Consider the following 15,153-nt stretch of genomic DNA (forward strand, 5'->3'; position numbering starts at 1 on the left):
GGCGCGGTGCCGTTGTGGGGCGGCGAGGTGGCCAAGCGCATCAAGGACTTCAACCAGGGCGGCATGCTCTGGACCTTCAAGCTGCCCAAAGAGCTGGTCGCCAAACACTGAATCTACGACCAAATGACAGTTACCCCCCTGCCAACGGCGCATTCGCCCGGCAGCGGGGGCTCTTTACTATCGGGTCATCGCCTGTTGACCGACAGGCCCGGACCCAGACAGAGGCTTCAACATGATCTACGCACAACCTGGCACCCCTGGCGCTATCGTCAGCTTCAAGTCGCGCTACGGCAATTTCATCGGCGGCGAGTTCGTTGCACCGCTCAGCGGCGAATACTTCACCAACACCTCGCCGGTCACCGGTGAAGCGATCGCCGAGTTCCCGCGCTCCAACGCCGCCGATATCGATAAGGCCCTGGATGCCGCCCACGCCGCCGCCGATGCCTGGGGCAAGACCTCGCCCCAGGACCGTTCCCTGGTGCTGCTGAAAATTGCGACCGCATCGAGCAACACCTCGAAGTGCTGGCCGTGACCGAAAGCTGGGACAACGGCAAGGCCGTGCGCGAAACCCTCAACGCCGACGTGCCGCTGGCCGCCGACCACTTTCGCTACTTCGCCGGCTGCATCCGCGCCCAGGAAGGCGGCGCCGCCGAGATCAACGAACACACTGCCGCCTACCACTTCCATGAGCCGCTGGGCGTGGTCGGGCAGATCATCCCGTGGAACTTCCCGCTGCTGATGGCCGCCTGGAAACTCGCGCCGGCCCTGGCCGCCGGTAACTGCATCGTGCTCAAGCCGGCCGAGCAGACGCCGCTGTCGATCATGGTGTTTGCCGAACTGATCAATGACCTGCTGCCACCGGGCGTGCTGAACATCGTGCAGGGCTTTGGCCGCGAAGCGGGGGAGGCCTTGGCCACCAGCAAGCGCATCGCCAAGATCGCATTTACCGGCTCGACCCCGATCGGCGCGCACATCATGCATGCGGCCGCCGAGAACCTGATCCCGTCGACCGTGGAACTGGGCGGCAAGTCGCCGAACATCTTCTTCGAAGACATCATGCGGGCGGAGCCTGCATTCATCGAAAAAGCCGCGAAGGCCTGGTGCTGGCGTTCTTCAACCAGGGCGAAGTGTGCACCTGCCCGTCGCGGGCGCTGGTGCAGGAGTCGATCTACGACGACTTCATGAAAGTGGTGATGAAAAAGATCGTCAAGATCAAGCGCGGCAACCCGCTGGACACCGAGACCATGGTCGGCGCCCAGGCGTCCGAGCAGCAATACGACAAGATCCTCTCCTACCTCAAGATCGCCCAGGAAGAGGGCGCCGAGCTGCTCACCGGCGGCGCGGCCGAGCGTTTGGACGGCGACCTGGCCAGCGGTTATTACATCCAGCCGACCCTGCTCAAGGGGCACAACAAGATGCGCGTGTTCCAGGAAGAAATCTTCGGCCCGGTGGTGGGCATCACCACCTTCAAGGACGAAGCCGAGGCCCTGGCGATTGCCAACGACAGCGAGTTCGGCCTGGGTGCCGGTTTGTGGACCCGCGACATCAACCGCGCCTACCGCATGGGCCGGGCAATCAAGGCCGGGCGCGTGTGGACCAACTGCTACCACCTGTACCCGGCCCACGCGGCGTTTGGCGGTTACAAGAAATCGGGCGTGGGGCGTGAGAACCACAAGATGATGCTGGATCATTACCAGCAGACCAAGAACCTGCTGGTGAGCTACGACATCAATCCGCTGGGGTTCTTCTGATCCCTTGATTACAACGCGGTCCCCTGTGGGAGGGGGCAAGCCCCCTCCCACATTTTGTTCTATGTACATTCGCGACTAATGCAGTGTATTCACTCCTTCGAAAGTAGCATTCGCTCCTTCATCCGCTCATGCATTAATGCCTCTACCGGAACCCTCCGGCACAACAAGAGGACTACCCCCCATGTGGACTAAACCGAGCTACACCGACCTGCGTATCGGCTTCGAAGTGACCATGTACTTCGCCAGCCGCTGATCGCGGGCACTGCACGGAGGATGCCTCTTTGGTCTGATTGCATTCGCAGCCGGATCGGTTAGTGTGGAGCGCATCTTCCAAAATAATAACAACAGGCTTTCCAATGAGCCCCAATTTGAGCCTCCTGCGTAAATTCGTCTCGCCTGAAATCATCTTTGGTGCCGGTTGCCGGCATAACGTCGGCAATTACGCCAAGACCTTCGGCGCGCGCAAGGTGCTGGTGGTCAGCGACCCCGGTGTGATCGCCGCCGGCTGGGTGGCGGATGTGCAAGCCAGCCTGCACGCCATCGGCATCGACTATTGCCTGTACAGCGCGGTGTCGCCCAACCCCCGTGTCGAAGAAGTGATGCTCGGCGCCGAGGTGTATCGCGAAAACCATTGTGACGTGATCGTGGCCATCGGCGGCGGCAGCCCCATGGACTGCGCCAAGGCCATCGGCATTGTGGTCGCCCACGGGCGCAGCATCCTTGAGTTCGAAGGGGTGGACACCATCCGCGTGCCGAGCCCCCCGCTGATCCTTATCCCCACGACCGCCGGCACTTCGGCGGATGTGTCGCAGTTCGTGATCATTTCCAACCAGCAGGAACGCATGAAGTTTTCCATCGTCAGCAAGGCGGTGGTGCCGGACGTGTCGCTGATCGACCCGGAAACCACGGCCAGCATGGACCCGTTCCTGTCGGCCTGTACCGGCATTGATGCGCTGGTGCATGCCATCGAGGCGTTCGTGTCCACCGGCCATGGGCCATTGACCGATCCCCATGCGCTGGAAGCCATGCGCCTGATCAACGGCAACCTGGTGCAGATGATCGCCAATCCCAGCGACATCGCCCTGCGGGAAAAAATCATGCTCGGCAGCATGCAGGCGGGCCTGGCGTTTTCCAATGCGATCCTCGGCGCGGTGCACGCCATGTCCCACAGCCTCGGCGGCTTTCTCGACCTGCCTCACGGGCTGTGCAACGCGGTGCTGGTGGAACATGTGGTGGCGTTCAACTACAACTCGGCGCCGGAGCGCTTCAAGGTAATTGCCGAGACCTTCGGCATCGACTGCCGCGGCCTCAATCATCGGCAGATCTGTGGCCGGCTGGTGGAGCACCTGATCGCGTTGAAGCACGCCATTGGCTTCCACGAAACCCTCGGCCTGCATGGGGTGCGTGTGGCGGATATACCGTTTTTGTCCGAGCATGCGATGGACGATCCGTGCATCCTCACCAACCCCCGTGAGTCCAGCCAGCGTGACGTCGAGGTCGTGTATGGCGAAGCGCTCTGACGAGCAGCAACGCGCCCTCGCCGGGCTGCTGGGGCTGGGCGACCAATCGGCGCGCAAGAGCCACTACCCGGAGCTGACGGCGCGGCTGGATGAGCTGGAGGACGAGCGCAATCGCTACATCCGGCTGAACGATGAACTGGAGCAGCGCGTGGCCGCGCGCACCGACGAGCTGCTGGAAGCCAACCGTAACCTGCAACAACAGATCGCCCAGCGCGAACAGGTCGAGCAGGCCCTGCGCGACGCCCGCGATGCCGCCCAGGCCGCCAACCGCAGCAAGGACAAATACCTCGCCGCCGCCAGCCATGACCTGCTGCAACCGCTGAATGCGGCGCGGCTGCTGATCGCCACGTTGCGTGAGCGCAGCTTGCCCAGCGTCGAGCAGGTGCTGGTGGAACGTACCCACCAGGCCCTGGAGGGCGCGGAGGATTTACTGACGGACTTGCTGGATATCTCGCGACTGGACCAGGCGGCGGTCAAGCCCGATGTGGCCCTGTATCGGCTGGAAGAGGTGTTTGCGCCGCTGGTCTCGGAATTTCAATCGGTGGCCCAGGCCGCCGGGCTCAACCTGCGGGTGCGCATGGGGCACTACGCGGTGCGTACCGACCTGCGCCTGCTCACACGCATCCTGCGTAACTTCCTCAGCAACGCCTGCCGCTACACCGACGAGGGCTGCATCCTGCTCGGCGCACGCCGTCGCGGTGATTACCTGCGCCTGGAGGTGTGGGACACCGGGCGCGGCATCGCGGCCGACCGGCTGGAGGCGATCTTCCTCGAGTTCAACCAACTGGACGTGGGCCGAGCGTCCGACCGCAAAGGTGTGGGGCTGGGCCTGGCGATTGTCGAGCGTATCGCCGAGGTGCTCGGCTATTGCATCGCCGTGCGTTCGTGGCCGGGGCGTGGCTCGATGTTCAGCATCGAAGTGCCGCTGAGCGCCGAGATGCCTGCGGCGATCAGCCAACTGCCGGTGCAACCGACCACGGGTAACCCGCTGCCGGGCCGGCGGTTGCTGGTGATCGACAACGAAACCAGCATCCTCGAAAGCATGCGTGCCTTGCTCGGCCAGTGGGGCTGCGACGTGGTCATCGCCACCGACCAGGCCGGCGCGTTGCTGGCGTTGCAGGGCAGGGCGCCGGAGCTGATCCTGGCGGACTATCACCTGGACCACGGAACGCTGGGCTGCCAGGTAGTGCGGCAGTTGCGCGAGCATTTCGCGCAGAAGATCCCGGCGGTGATCATCACCGCCGACCGCACCGACCAGTGCCGCCGTGCGTTGCGCCGGTTGGATGCGCCGCTGTTGAACAAACCGGTCAAGCCCGGCAAGTTGCGGGCGGTATTGAGCCAGTTATTGGGCTAGCTCATTGACACCTGTCAACACGCGGCGCGGCGCTTTGCCTCATGCTCAAGGCTTGATTTAGAGCCTTGGAGCACCCCATGAGCGCGGCATCCTTCAAATTACCCCTGGGCCTGGTGGTCGCCGTGCTGGTGATGACCGGGGTGCTGCTGTTGCCGCTGCCTGCCGACTTGCCGGTGGCGGGGCAGAGGATGCTGGCGATCCTCGCGTTTGCGGTGGTGGTGTGGATCACCGAAGCGGTGTCCTATGAGGCCAGCGCGATCATGATCACCTCGCTGATCGCGTTTTTGCTTGGCACCGCGCCATCGCTGCAAGACCCCGCGCACCTGATCGGCAGCAGCCCGGCGATCAGCATGGCCCTCACCGGGTTTTCCAACCCGGCGCTGGCGCTGGTGGCGGGCGCGTTGTTTATCGCCGCCGCGATGACCCACACCGGCCTGGACCGGCGTATCGCTCTGGTCACCCTGAGCCGCGTCGGCACCAGCACCCGGCGCATCCTGCTGGGAGCGATTGCGGTAACGATCCTGCTCAGCCTGGTGGTGCCCAGCGCCACCGCACGCAGCGCTTGTGTGGTACCGATCATGATGGGCGTGATCGCCGCGTTTGGTGTCGACAAACGCTCGAACATCGCCGCCGGGATCATGATCGTGGTGGCCCAGGGCACCAGCATCTGGAACGTCGGCATCCAGACCGCCGCTGCGCAGAACCTGCTGACCGTGGGCTTCATGGACAAAATGCTCGGCCAGCGCGTGTCGTGGATCGACTGGCTGATCGCCGGCGCGCCGTGGGCGCTGATCATGTCGGCGGTGCTGCTGTTTCTGGTGCTCAAGTTGCTGCCCCCGGAAACCGACAGCATCCCCGGTGGCAAGGAGGCGGTGGCGCAGTCCCTGATCGACATCGGCCCCATGACCGGCCCACAGAAACGCCTGCTGAGCGTGTCGCTGTTGCTGCTGCTGGCCTGGGCCACGGAAGGGCGCCTGCATCATTTCGACACCACCTCGACCACCTACGCCGGGTTGGTATTCCTGCTGTTGCCGGGCATCGGCGTGATGACCTGGAAGGACGTGCAGTCGCGGATTCCGTGGGGCACGGTGATTGTGTTCGGCGTGGGCATCAGCCTGGGCACGGCGTTGCTGACCACCCAGGCCGGGCAGTGGCTGGGGGCTACGGTGGTGGCCCACACGGGGCTGGATCAGGTGGGCCCGTTGGGGGTGTTTGCGATCCTCGCAGCGTTTTTGATCGTGATTCACCTGGGGTTCGCCAGCGCCACCGCCTTGACCTCGGCGTTGCTGCCGATATTGATTGCGGTGCTGCAGACCTTGCCCGGTGATTTCAGCCGGTTGGGGATGACCATGCTGCTGGGGTTTGTAATGAGCTACGGGTTTATCCTGCCGATCAATGCGCCGCAGAATATGGTGTGCCTGGGCACGGGGACGTTTACGGCGCGGCAGTTTGCCAAGGTGGGCATCCTGGTGACGCTGATCGGGTACGGGTTGATGTTGGTGTTTGCGGCGACCTACTGGAGTTGGCTGGGTTGGGTCTGATTGCTCTTCTGAATGCACAAGAGATCTGAATGTGGGGGGAGCCCCTCCCACAGTTTTGATCTCCATAACATCAGGTATGCCTCAGTCTGCTCTGGCTCTGGCTTTTGATCTCAATTCCACCCCCAACATGACAAGATGAACTCCACTCAGGTTTACTACTCCCTGAGTAAAGCCCCCGGCGACCCAACCCGCCGGCTCATCAGGTCATCGAATGGACAAATACACCCCCCACACCTGGGAACCTCACGAGCGTCCGAGCTTGCCGGGTTCGCCGTCGACGCCGTTGCACCCCACGCATAAGCGTTGGCTGTATGCGCTGGTGGGTGTGCTGGTCGCCATCACCGGTGGCCTGGGTAATGCCCTGGTGATCGCCAACCTGCAATACCTGCAAGGCGCTCTCGGCGCCACCACCGCCGAAATGGCCTGGCTGCCCGCCGCCTATGTGATGACCAACGTGTGCATGAACCTGCTGCTGGTGAAGTTCCGCCAGCAGTTCGGCCTGCGTGCGTTCACCGAGGTGTTCCTGGTGCTGTATGCACTGGTGACCTTCGGCCATTTGTTCGTCAACGATCTCAGTTCAGCCATCGCGGTGCGCGCGGCGCATGGGATGGTGGGGGCGGCGCTGAGTTCGTTGGGCTTGTACTACATGATCCAGGCGTTCCCGGCGAAGTGGCGCTTGAAGTCGCTGGTGCTGGGCCTGGGCACGGCGCAATTGGCATTGCCGTTGGCGCGCCTGTTCTCTGAAGACCTGCTGCAAATCGCCGAATGGCGCGGCTTGTATCTGTTCGAGCTGGGCTTGGCGCTGATCTGCCTGGGCTGCGTGTTCTTGCTCAAATTGCCGCCCGGCGACCGCTTCAAGACCTTTGAAAAGCTCGACTTTCTCACCTTCGCCATTCTCGCCAGCGGCGTCGCGCTGCTCTGCGCGGTGCTGTCCCTGGGGCGTATCGACTGGTGGCTGGAAGCGCCATGGATCGGAGTCGCCTCGGCCTGTTCGCTGGTGTTGATCATGGCCGGCCTGGCCATCGAACATAACCGCGCCAACCCGATGTTGATGACCCGTTGGCTGGGCAGCGGCACCATGATTCGCCTGGCCTTGGCGGTGATCCTGATTCGCATGGTGCTGTCCGAGCAATCCACCGGGGCGGTGGGGTTCATGCAGATGCTGAACATGAGCTACCAGCAGATGCACACCCTGTATGTGGTGATGCTGGCCGGCGCGATCAGTGGCTTGGTGGTCAGCGCGTTGACGATTAACCCGGCGCATTTGTTGATGCCGCTGGTGATTTCCCTGGCGCTGATGGCAACCGGCTCGGTGATGGACAGTTTCTCCAGCAACCTCACCCGGCCGCAGAACCTGTACGTCAGCCAGTTCCTGCTAGGCTTTGGCGGCACGTTCTTCCTGGGGCCGACCATGGTGCTGGGCACGAAAAACGTATTGGCCAACCCGCGCAATCTGGTGAGTTTTTCAGTGATGTTCGGCATCTGCCAGAACCTCGGCGGGCTGATTGGCGCCGCCTTGCTCGGTACTTTCCAGATCGTGCGCGAGAAATATCATTCCAGCATGATCGTCGAACACCTCAGCCTGCTTGATCCGCGTGTGGCCGCGCGAGTGCAGAGCGGCGGCTCGGCCTATGGCGGCATTGTCGCCGACCCGGAACTGCGCAACCTCATGGGCATCCGCAGTCTGGCCACGGCGGCGACGCGTGAGGCGAACGTGATGGCCTACAACGATGTCTTCATGTTGATCGCGATTATCGCGATGCTGACCATGACCTGGATCTTTATCCGCAGTCTGTGGCTGATGAGCACCACCCGAGCAGCTACTCCCGTTCAACCCAGCGGCGCCCCTTCATGACCGAACCCACGACCACGACCACCAACGCCATCGCTTCCACCCCGGAAGGCACTACGCCGCCGGGCGCGACGGTCACCGAGCCGCGTTCGCTGCGGGTGCGCATTCTCTCGTCCCTGGGCTTTGCCGCGATTGCCGTCGTCGGCGTATTGATTGTGCTCTATGCCTGGCAATTACCGCCGTTCAGCAGCGCGGTGGAAACCACCGAAAACGCCTTGGTGCGCGGCCAAGTGACGATCATCGGCCCGCAGCTCGGCGGCTACGTGTTCGAGGTGCCGGTGCAGGACTTCCAGTACGTCAAGGCTGGCGATCTGCTGGTGCGCCTGGACGACCGCATCTACAGGCAGCGCCTGGACCAGGCCCTGGCACAGTTGGCGGTGCAGAAGGCCGCGCTGGCCAATGTGGTGCAGCAACGCAACAGCGCCGAAGCCACCATCAAGCTGCGCCAGGCCGCCTTGGTGGACAGCCAGGCTCAGGCGCGCAAGAGCACCGCCGACCTGCGCCGCAACGAAGAGCTGATCAGCGACGGTTCGGTGTCCAGGCGCGAGCTGGATGTGACCCGCGCCGCCAATGCGCAGACCATTGCGGCGGTGGCCCAAGCCCAGGCCAGCCTGGAAATTGCACGGCAGGACCTGCAGACGGTGATCGTCAATCGCGGCTCCCTGGAAGCGGCGGTCGCGAGTGCCGACGCGGCGGTGGAGCTGGCGCGCATCGACCTGTCCAACACGCGCATAACCGCGCCGCGTGACGGGCAACTGGGGCAGATCGGCGTGCGCCTGGGGGCTTACGTCAATTCCGGCGCGCAGTTGATGGCGCTGGTGCCGAAGCAACTGTGGGTGATCGCGAACATGAAAGAAACCCAGATGGATAACGTGCAGGTCGGCCAACCGGTGACCTTCACCGTGGATGCGCTGAACCACCGCAAGTTTCACGGCACGGTGCAGCATATTTCCCCGGCGACGGGTTCGGAGTTCAGCCTGTTGCAGGCGGACAATGCGACGGGCAACTTTGTAAAGATTGCCCAGCGCGTGCCGGTGCGGATTGCGGTGGATCCGGATCAGGCCGAGAGCGAACGGCTGCGGCCGGGGTTGTCGGTGGTGGTCAGCATTGATACGGCGGGGCGCCTGAAAAACAGCCCGCCCTGAATGAGCTCGGTCAATGGGGGAGGGGCCCCTCCCACATTTGGAATGTATTTCAGGTTGAAATCGAGGTGGGTTGATTGACCTTGCTCCAACAACTTAAGGCCCGGCCGCCCCGGCAAGTGATGGGCATTCACCGGATGGCTCACCGGCTCGATGCAAAAGAACCCCAGCCCCGGCGGGCAGTACAGCAGGAAGTAATCGGCGCCGCTGGCCTGGCATTCCAGGGCGTAACCCAACTCCGGCTGTTCGATCCGGCAATGGCCGTCCCACTGGCAGAAGCCGTTGTCCACCAGGCCTTCGGGCAGCTCGCTCAATACCTGAAAATCCCATTCGGGCGGTACTGGCGCCAAGCCTGTCGGCAACTTCGTGCTATCACTCAACCACACCTGCGCCGCCGACGCTTGCAATCGTGTGTCCGGCCGGCGCGGGAAGTAGGGATGCAACCCCAATCCGTGCCACGCGGCTTTTTCCGCCAGGTGGGTGACGCGCAATTCGATACTCAATGTCCCGTCGCTCAACCGAATCCGCTGCTCGGCGCGATAGGTAAACGGTGTCTCGCACAGCACCTCAAGCACCACTTCATCCGCCGTTTGACTGACCACCTGCCACGCCTGCTGCCAGGCCGAGCCGTGAATCGGAAACGGGTCGTTGGGGCTGTTGGGCGCAAGGGCCAGCCAGCCGTGGGGGTTGTCGAACCCTTCTTCGGCAATACGGTTGGACCAGGGCACCAAGGGATAACAGCCCAGCTTTCCGGGCAGCTCGCTGTGCGGGTCGTTAGGCCGCAACAACGGTTGCCCGCTGGCGCGCACGGTCCAATTGACCAGGCTGCCACCCACGGCCGGTTTAAGGCTGAGGTGGGTCAGGTTATCTTCAAGTTCAATCATCACAACACCACACTCGGCAACCACAGCGACAGGGCCGGGATGTAGGTCACCGCGATCAGGATCAGGAACAGCACCGCATAAAACGGCAGCAACGCCTTCACGGTTTTCTCGATAGTGGTCTTTCCGACTGCCGCGCCGACAAACAGCACCGCGCCCACCGGCGGGGTGATCAGGCCGATGCCGAGGTTGACCAGCATGATCATGCCGAAGTGCACCGGATCGACGCCGATACCGAGCACCACCGGCAACAGGATCGGTGTGAGGATCAGGATCAGCGGCGCCATGTCCATCACTGTGCCGAGCAACAGCAGCATGACGTTGATGCACATCAGGATCACGTAGCGGTTGTCCGACAAGGTCAGGAACAGCGTGGTGATTTTCGCCGGGATCTGCATCAGGGTCATGATGTAGCCGAAGCTGGCGGCGAAGGCGATCAGGATCATCACGATGGAAATCGTGCGCACCGTGCGGTGCATCAGCTTGGGCAGTTCATTCCACTTGTAGTCGCGGTAGATGAACATGGTCACGAAAAACGCCCACAACACGGCAATCGCGGCCGACTCTGTGGCGGTGAAGATCCCAGAGAGGATGCCGCCCAGGATGATCACCATCGCCATCAGGCCCCAGAGCGCATCGGCGGCAATCTTCAACGCCTGCTTGAGGGGGATGACTTCGCCCTTGGGGTAGTCGCGTTTCTTGGCGAAGATCAGGCACAGCACCATCAGGCACGCGCTCATTAACAGCCCCGGCACTACGCCGGCCATGAACAGCGAGGCGATGGACACCGTGCCGCCGGCCGCCAGGGAGTAGAGCACTGAGTTGTGGCTGGGCGGCGTCAATAGCGCCTGCACCGAGCCGCTGACTGTCACTGCCGTGGCGAACTCACGGGGATAACCGCGGCGTTCCATCTCCGGGATCAGCACCGAGCCGACCGAGGCGGTATCCGCCACCGACGAGCCGGAGATGGCGCCGAAAAAGGTCGAGGCGACGATATTCACCAGGGACAGGCCACCGCGCACAAAGCCCACCAGCACCCCGGCAAACGCCACCAGGCGCCGCGACATGCCGCCCTCGGCCATGATCGCCCCGGCCAGTACAAAGAACGGGATCGCCATCAGCGAAAACTTGTTCACCCCGCCGGCCACCTGGATCATCAGAGCCTGGAACGGGATGTCGATCCACCACGCGCCGATCAGCGCCGACAAGCCCAGGGCGTAGGCCACCGGCATGCCAATCAGGATCAAGGCGATAAAGCTGCCCAACAGTACTAATGCATCCATTTCACGCAGCCCCTTCACTTTCTTCGACGAGGTCGAAGCGCACCACACGACGGTTGCTCTGGTCACCGAGCAGGAGTTTTTCCACCACGAAGATCAGCGTCAGCACGCCGCCGATCGGGATCGGCATATAGGTGATGCCCACGCGCAGGGTGGGAATGGCGCTCATGAACTGGTTCCAGGTGGACAGGCACAGCTTGGTGCCCCAGATCGCCATGAACAGGCAAATGGTGCCCATCAGCAGTTGCGAGAAGATGCCGACGAGGCGGCGCTGGGTGGCCGGCAGACGGTCGACGACCATCGCGACCGACATATGCGCGCCGCGCGATAGCTGGCGGCCGCGCCGATAAAGGTGAATACCAGCATCAGCAGGATCGCGGTGGGCTCCGGCCAGCTGGCGCCGGTGCCGAGGACGTAGCGGGCGAAGATGCCCCAGGGGATGATCAGCGCGACGCCGAGAACCGAAAGGCCGGCGACCCAGATGCAGGTCATGTAGATGCGGTCGTTGATGCGCAGCAGTAAATTCTTCATGGCGTTCACCGTAACCAGGCGCGTCAGGACCTGCCGCGCCGGGCCTTGTCAGGAGGAGGGCGTTACTGCACCGCGTCGATACGCTTGATCAGGTCGGCGTAAGGCGCGCCGTATTTGGCACGTACCGCTGCGGTGGCGTCGTAGAAAGGTTTTTTGTCGACAGTGATGAACTCGACGCCGGCCTTCTTGAGTTTCTCCTCGCTGCTGGCGGACTTGGCGTCCCACAGCGTGCGCTCATCGGCCTGGGCGGCCTTGGCGGCTTTTTTCACCATCTCTTGCTGGGCGGGGCTGAGTTTGTTCCAGGTGATTTTTGACATCACGATGGGCTCGGGCAGGATCAGGTGTTCGGTGAGGGTGTAGTACTTGGCGTTCTGGTAGTGGTTATGCTCAAGCATGGTCGGCGGGTTGTTCTCCGCGCCGTCGATGACGCCGGTCTGCAAGGCGCTGAAGATCTCGCCGGTGTCCATGGCGATGCCGTTGGCGCCCATTGCGTTGAAGGCTTCGATGAAGATCGGGTTGCCTTGTACGCGGATCTTCATGCCCTTGAGGTCTTCGATCTTGCGCACCGGTTTCTTGGTGTAGAGGTTGCGCGTGCCGCCGTCCATCCAGGCCAGGGCCACCAGGCCGAACTCGGAGTTGGTGATCTTGGCGAGGATCTCGTCACCGATTTCACCGTCGATGATCTTGCGCATGTGCGCCTGGTCACGGAACACGAACGGCAGGTTGAACACGTTCACGTCCGGCACCACCGGGCCGACGATGCCGAGGCTGACGCGGGTCATCTGCACGGCGCCGACCTGGGCCTGTTCGACCACCTCTTTCTCGGAGCCGAGCACACCGCCCGGGAAATACTTGAAGGTCAGTTCGCCGTTGGTTTCTTTTGTCAGGGCCTTGCCCATGTTCTCTTCGGCGACCACGGTGGGGTAACCGGCGGGGTGGATGTCGGCGAATTTGATTTCCAGCGCGTGGGCGGCGCTGGCGAAGACGAACGAGATTGGAAGTGCAGCGGCCAGCAAGGTGCGTTTGAAGTCCATGGGGAGTGTCTCCTGTCTTGTTATTTTTTTATTCAAGGCACAGCGATGCAGCTAGAGGGTGAACGTAGGCTCCGGCAATCCGGTAACGCCGGGGTTGAGGGCGAACACGCCGCCGGCGATGGACTGGGCGCTCTGGTCGTCACGAATCGAGGTGACGAACAGCGTGTCCAGGCGACTGCCGCCAAAGGCGCACATGGTGGGTTTTTTCACTGGCACGCTCAGGGAGCGGTCCAGGCGACCGTCGGGGGTGAAGCGGTGGATCAAACCGGCGTCGTTGGCGCAGATCCAGTAGCAGCCGTCGGCGTCCACCGCTGCGCCGTCGGGGCGGCCGAGGTGGTGGTGCATATCGACGAACACACGGCGGTTGGACGGCGTGCCGGTGTCGATGTCGTAGTCGAAGGCCCAGATCTGTTGCACCAGCGGGTGCGAATCGGAGGCGTACATCGTGCGGCCATCGGGGCTGAAGGCCAGACCGTTCAGGGTGATAAAGCCATCCAGCTGGGCGTGGGGCGCCGCGCCTGACGCATAGCGGTAGAGGATGCCCTCGGCCGCATTTTCGCCCATGTTCAAGACCATGCTGCCGGCCCAGAAGCGGCCCTGGCGATCACAGCGGCCATCGTTCAGGCGCATGTCTTCGCGCGCGTGCTCGACACTGGCCAGGGGCGCGGTGTCGAGACTGCCGTCGTGGTGCGGGGTGAGTTGGAAAAAGCCGGTTTCCATCCCGGCGACCCAATTGCCCGCATCGGTGCGGGCAATGCAGGCGAGCATCTGCGGGGCTTTCCACGCGGCGACGTGGCCGCTGTCGGCGCTCCAGCGTTGCAAGCCGCCGTTGGGGATATCCACCCAGTACAACGCGTTTTCCTCCGGCACCCACACCGGGCATTCGCCCACGGCATTGCGGGCGTCGACGATCAATTCAGCGGTCATGGCAACACATTCCCTTGGTTGGTATGAACTCAGTCACCGAACGGCCCGGCCGCGCAGAACGCGCCGCCCTGATACACCGCTGCCGGGTCATCGGCGGGCACCGGCGGTTGGGCTTCGACCTGCGCGCGGAACACTTCGGAACTGTCCTTGGGCACAAAGCCCAGGTGCGCGGCGTAGCGGTTGTCCCACCAGGTGGCGAGGTTGTCCGAGACGCCGTAGACCACGGTGTGGCCCACATTCGGCGTGTACAGCGCACGTTCGAGCAGTTGGGTAAGGTCATCGAAGCTCAGCCAGGTGTGCATCATCCGGCGGTTCTGCGGCTGCGGGAACGAGGAGCCGATGCGGATGCTCACGGTCTCGATGCCGTAGCGGTCGAAGTAGAAACTGGCCATGTCTTCGCCATAGGACTTGGACAGGCCGTAGTAGCTGTCCGGGCGGCGCGGGGAGTGGGCATCGATGGTTTCGGTCTGTTTGTAGAAGCCGATCACATGGTTGGAACTGGCGAAGATCACCCGCTTCACGCCATGGCGACGCGCCGCTTCGTAGATATGAAAGGTGCCGCTGATATTGGCGCCGAGGATTTCTTCAAACGGACGCTCTACCGATACACCACCGAAATGCAGGATGGCGTCGACGCCTTCCACCAGATGGTGCACGGCTTGTTTGTCGGCCAGATCGCAAGGCTGTACTTCTTCCGAGGCATCGGCGGCCGGGGCCATATCGGCGATATCCGACAAGCGCAGGACCTGGGCGTAGGGGCGCAGGCGTTCGCGCAGTACTTTGCCAAGGCCACCGGCGGCGCCGGTGAGGAGCAGGCGGTTGAAGGGAGCTGGGGTGGTCGTGGTCATGAGAATTCCAGATTTTTGTTGTAGGTTGTCGTATGACTATGTCGAAGTATTGTTAGGGAGTGCCCAGGTTGTCAACGTTCTTGCCGACAGAGTGCGGACTAAAAGGTGGGAGAGGCGGTGCGACGATTCGACTTGCCCTCGATGAGGGCATGCCAGTGGATGCATCGGTTACTGACCCACCTATATCGAGAGCAAGTCGAATCGTCGCACCGCCCCTCCCACATTTGGACCGCAGTGTTCTCTGGAACTTAGTTTTTCACCACGTCCTCAAGGGTGAAACGGCCGAGCGGGTTCTGCAGGAAATTGCTCACATTCTTGCGTGAGATATTGATGTACGGGCTGTAGTACAGATCGATCCAGTTCACGTCCTGCTTGGCCAGTTTCTGCAGCTCCACATACATCTGCTCACGCTTGACCGGGTCGGCCTCGATGCGCGCCGCCGCCACCAGCTCCTTGACCTTATCGTTCTTGTACGCGGGTCATGTATGTTCT

11 protein-coding genes and 3 pseudogenes are annotated in these 15,153 nt (G+C 62.6%); 7 read left to right on the forward strand and 7 right to left on the reverse strand.

Annotated elements, in window-relative coordinates; all coding sequences use genetic code 11:
* Positions 1-232 precede the first annotated feature (232 nt).
* From exaC to JWR98_RS24765, 7 genes and pseudogenes are all read left to right on the forward strand, one after another.
* A pseudogene (gene exaC / locus JWR98_RS24735) lies at positions 233-1,751 on the forward strand (acetaldehyde dehydrogenase ExaC).
* Between the two features lie 181 nt (positions 1,752-1,932).
* Positions 1,933-2,004, forward strand: a complete 72-nt coding sequence (gene pqqA / locus JWR98_RS24740) for a pyrroloquinoline quinone precursor peptide PqqA (RefSeq protein ID WP_078733995.1) — start codon at positions 1,933-1,935, stop codon at positions 2,002-2,004.
* 103 nt (positions 2,005-2,107) lie between these two features.
* Entirely contained in the window at positions 2,108-3,271 is a 1,164-nt protein-coding gene (ercA, locus tag JWR98_RS24745; protein WP_042944966.1) for an alcohol dehydrogenase-like regulatory protein ErcA, read from the forward strand.
* Entirely contained in the window at positions 3,255-4,625 is a 1,371-nt protein-coding gene (locus JWR98_RS24750; RefSeq protein WP_078733807.1) for an ATP-binding response regulator, read from the forward strand. The genes ercA and JWR98_RS24750 overlap by 17 nt, the downstream gene beginning before the upstream one ends.
* A 77-nt stretch (positions 4,626-4,702) precedes the next feature.
* Positions 4,703-6,166, forward strand: a complete 1,464-nt coding sequence (locus tag JWR98_RS24755) for a DASS family sodium-coupled anion symporter (RefSeq protein WP_078733806.1) — start codon at positions 4,703-4,705, stop codon at positions 6,164-6,166.
* Between the two features lie 211 nt (positions 6,167-6,377).
* Positions 6,378-8,021, forward strand: coding sequence for an MFS transporter (locus JWR98_RS24760; RefSeq protein ID WP_078733805.1), 1,644 nt, complete (start codon positions 6,378-6,380; stop codon positions 8,019-8,021).
* Positions 8,018-9,163 carry an HlyD family secretion protein gene (locus JWR98_RS24765; RefSeq protein WP_205491464.1) on the forward strand — a complete coding sequence of 382 codons (1,146 nt, stop codon included), beginning with the start codon at positions 8,018-8,020 and terminating at the stop codon, positions 9,161-9,163. The genes JWR98_RS24760 and JWR98_RS24765 overlap by 4 nt, the downstream gene beginning before the upstream one ends.
* Here JWR98_RS24765 and JWR98_RS24770 read toward each other — a convergent pair.
* The 7 genes and pseudogenes from JWR98_RS24770 to JWR98_RS24800 all read right to left on the reverse strand — a co-directional run.
* Complete coding sequence (locus JWR98_RS24770) at positions 9,076-10,044, reverse strand: aldose 1-epimerase (protein ID WP_225908849.1); 969 nt, start codon at positions 10,042-10,044, stop codon at positions 9,076-9,078. The genes JWR98_RS24765 and JWR98_RS24770 overlap by 88 nt on opposite strands.
* The gene (locus JWR98_RS24775) at positions 10,044-11,324 is read right to left on the reverse strand and encodes a TRAP transporter large permease (RefSeq protein ID WP_017527067.1); all 1,281 of its coding nucleotides are present in this window, start codon (positions 11,322-11,324) and stop codon (positions 10,044-10,046) included. The genes JWR98_RS24770 and JWR98_RS24775 overlap by 1 nt, the downstream gene beginning before the upstream one ends.
* Before the next feature lies 1 nt (position 11,325).
* Positions 11,326-11,852 (reverse strand): annotated as a pseudogene (locus JWR98_RS24780) (TRAP transporter small permease).
* Positions 11,853-11,914: 62 nt separating this feature from the next.
* On the reverse strand, positions 11,915-12,886 hold the full coding sequence (locus tag JWR98_RS24785) for a TRAP transporter substrate-binding protein (RefSeq protein WP_205491466.1): 972 nt from the start codon (positions 12,884-12,886) through the stop codon (positions 11,915-11,917).
* A 51-nt stretch (positions 12,887-12,937) separates the two neighbouring features.
* Positions 12,938-13,813, reverse strand: a complete 876-nt coding sequence (locus JWR98_RS24790) for an SMP-30/gluconolactonase/LRE family protein (protein ID WP_078733799.1) — start codon at positions 13,811-13,813, stop codon at positions 12,938-12,940.
* A gap of 29 nt (positions 13,814-13,842) precedes the next feature.
* A complete protein-coding gene (locus JWR98_RS24795; RefSeq protein ID WP_078733798.1) occupies positions 13,843-14,661 on the reverse strand; it encodes an NAD-dependent epimerase/dehydratase family protein in 819 nt (272 codons plus the stop codon).
* A 248-nt stretch (positions 14,662-14,909) separates the two neighbouring features.
* Positions 14,910-15,134, reverse strand: a pseudogene (locus tag JWR98_RS24800) (ABC transporter substrate-binding protein); the annotation flags it as partial.
* Positions 15,135-15,153 lie beyond the last annotated feature (19 nt).

It is taken from the genome of Pseudomonas lactucae, assembly GCF_016937615.1.
Classification (GTDB): domain Bacteria; phylum Pseudomonadota; class Gammaproteobacteria; order Pseudomonadales; family Pseudomonadaceae; genus Aquipseudomonas; species Aquipseudomonas lactucae.

What these genes read in the sequence shown, in the direction of transcription:
- ercA (WP_042944966.1), top strand. Translation starts at nt 2,108, where the DNA reads ATGAGCCCCAATTTGAGCCTCCTGCGTAAATTCGTCTCGCCTGAAATC.
- JWR98_RS24750 (WP_078733807.1), top strand. Translation starts at nt 3,255, where the DNA reads ATGGCGAAGCGCTCTGACGAGCAGCAACGCGCCCTCGCCGGGCTGCTG.
- JWR98_RS24755 (WP_078733806.1), top strand. Translation starts at nt 4,703, where the DNA reads ATGAGCGCGGCATCCTTCAAATTACCCCTGGGCCTGGTGGTCGCCGTG.
- JWR98_RS24760 (WP_078733805.1), top strand. Translation starts at nt 6,378, where the DNA reads ATGGACAAATACACCCCCCACACCTGGGAACCTCACGAGCGTCCGAGC.
- JWR98_RS24765 (WP_205491464.1), top strand. Translation starts at nt 8,018, where the DNA reads ATGACCGAACCCACGACCACGACCACCAACGCCATCGCTTCCACCCCG.
- JWR98_RS24770 (WP_225908849.1), bottom strand. Translation starts at nt 10,044, where the DNA reads ATGATTGAACTTGAAGATAACCTGACCCACCTCAGCCTTAAACCGGCC.
- JWR98_RS24775 (WP_017527067.1), bottom strand. Translation starts at nt 11,324, where the DNA reads ATGGATGCATTAGTACTGTTGGGCAGCTTTATCGCCTTGATCCTGATT.
- JWR98_RS24785 (WP_205491466.1), bottom strand. Translation starts at nt 12,886, where the DNA reads ATGGACTTCAAACGCACCTTGCTGGCCGCTGCACTTCCAATCTCGTTC.
- JWR98_RS24790 (WP_078733799.1), bottom strand. Translation starts at nt 13,813, where the DNA reads ATGACCGCTGAATTGATCGTCGACGCCCGCAATGCCGTGGGCGAATGC.
- JWR98_RS24795 (WP_078733798.1), bottom strand. Translation starts at nt 14,661, where the DNA reads ATGACCACGACCACCCCAGCTCCCTTCAACCGCCTGCTCCTCACCGGC.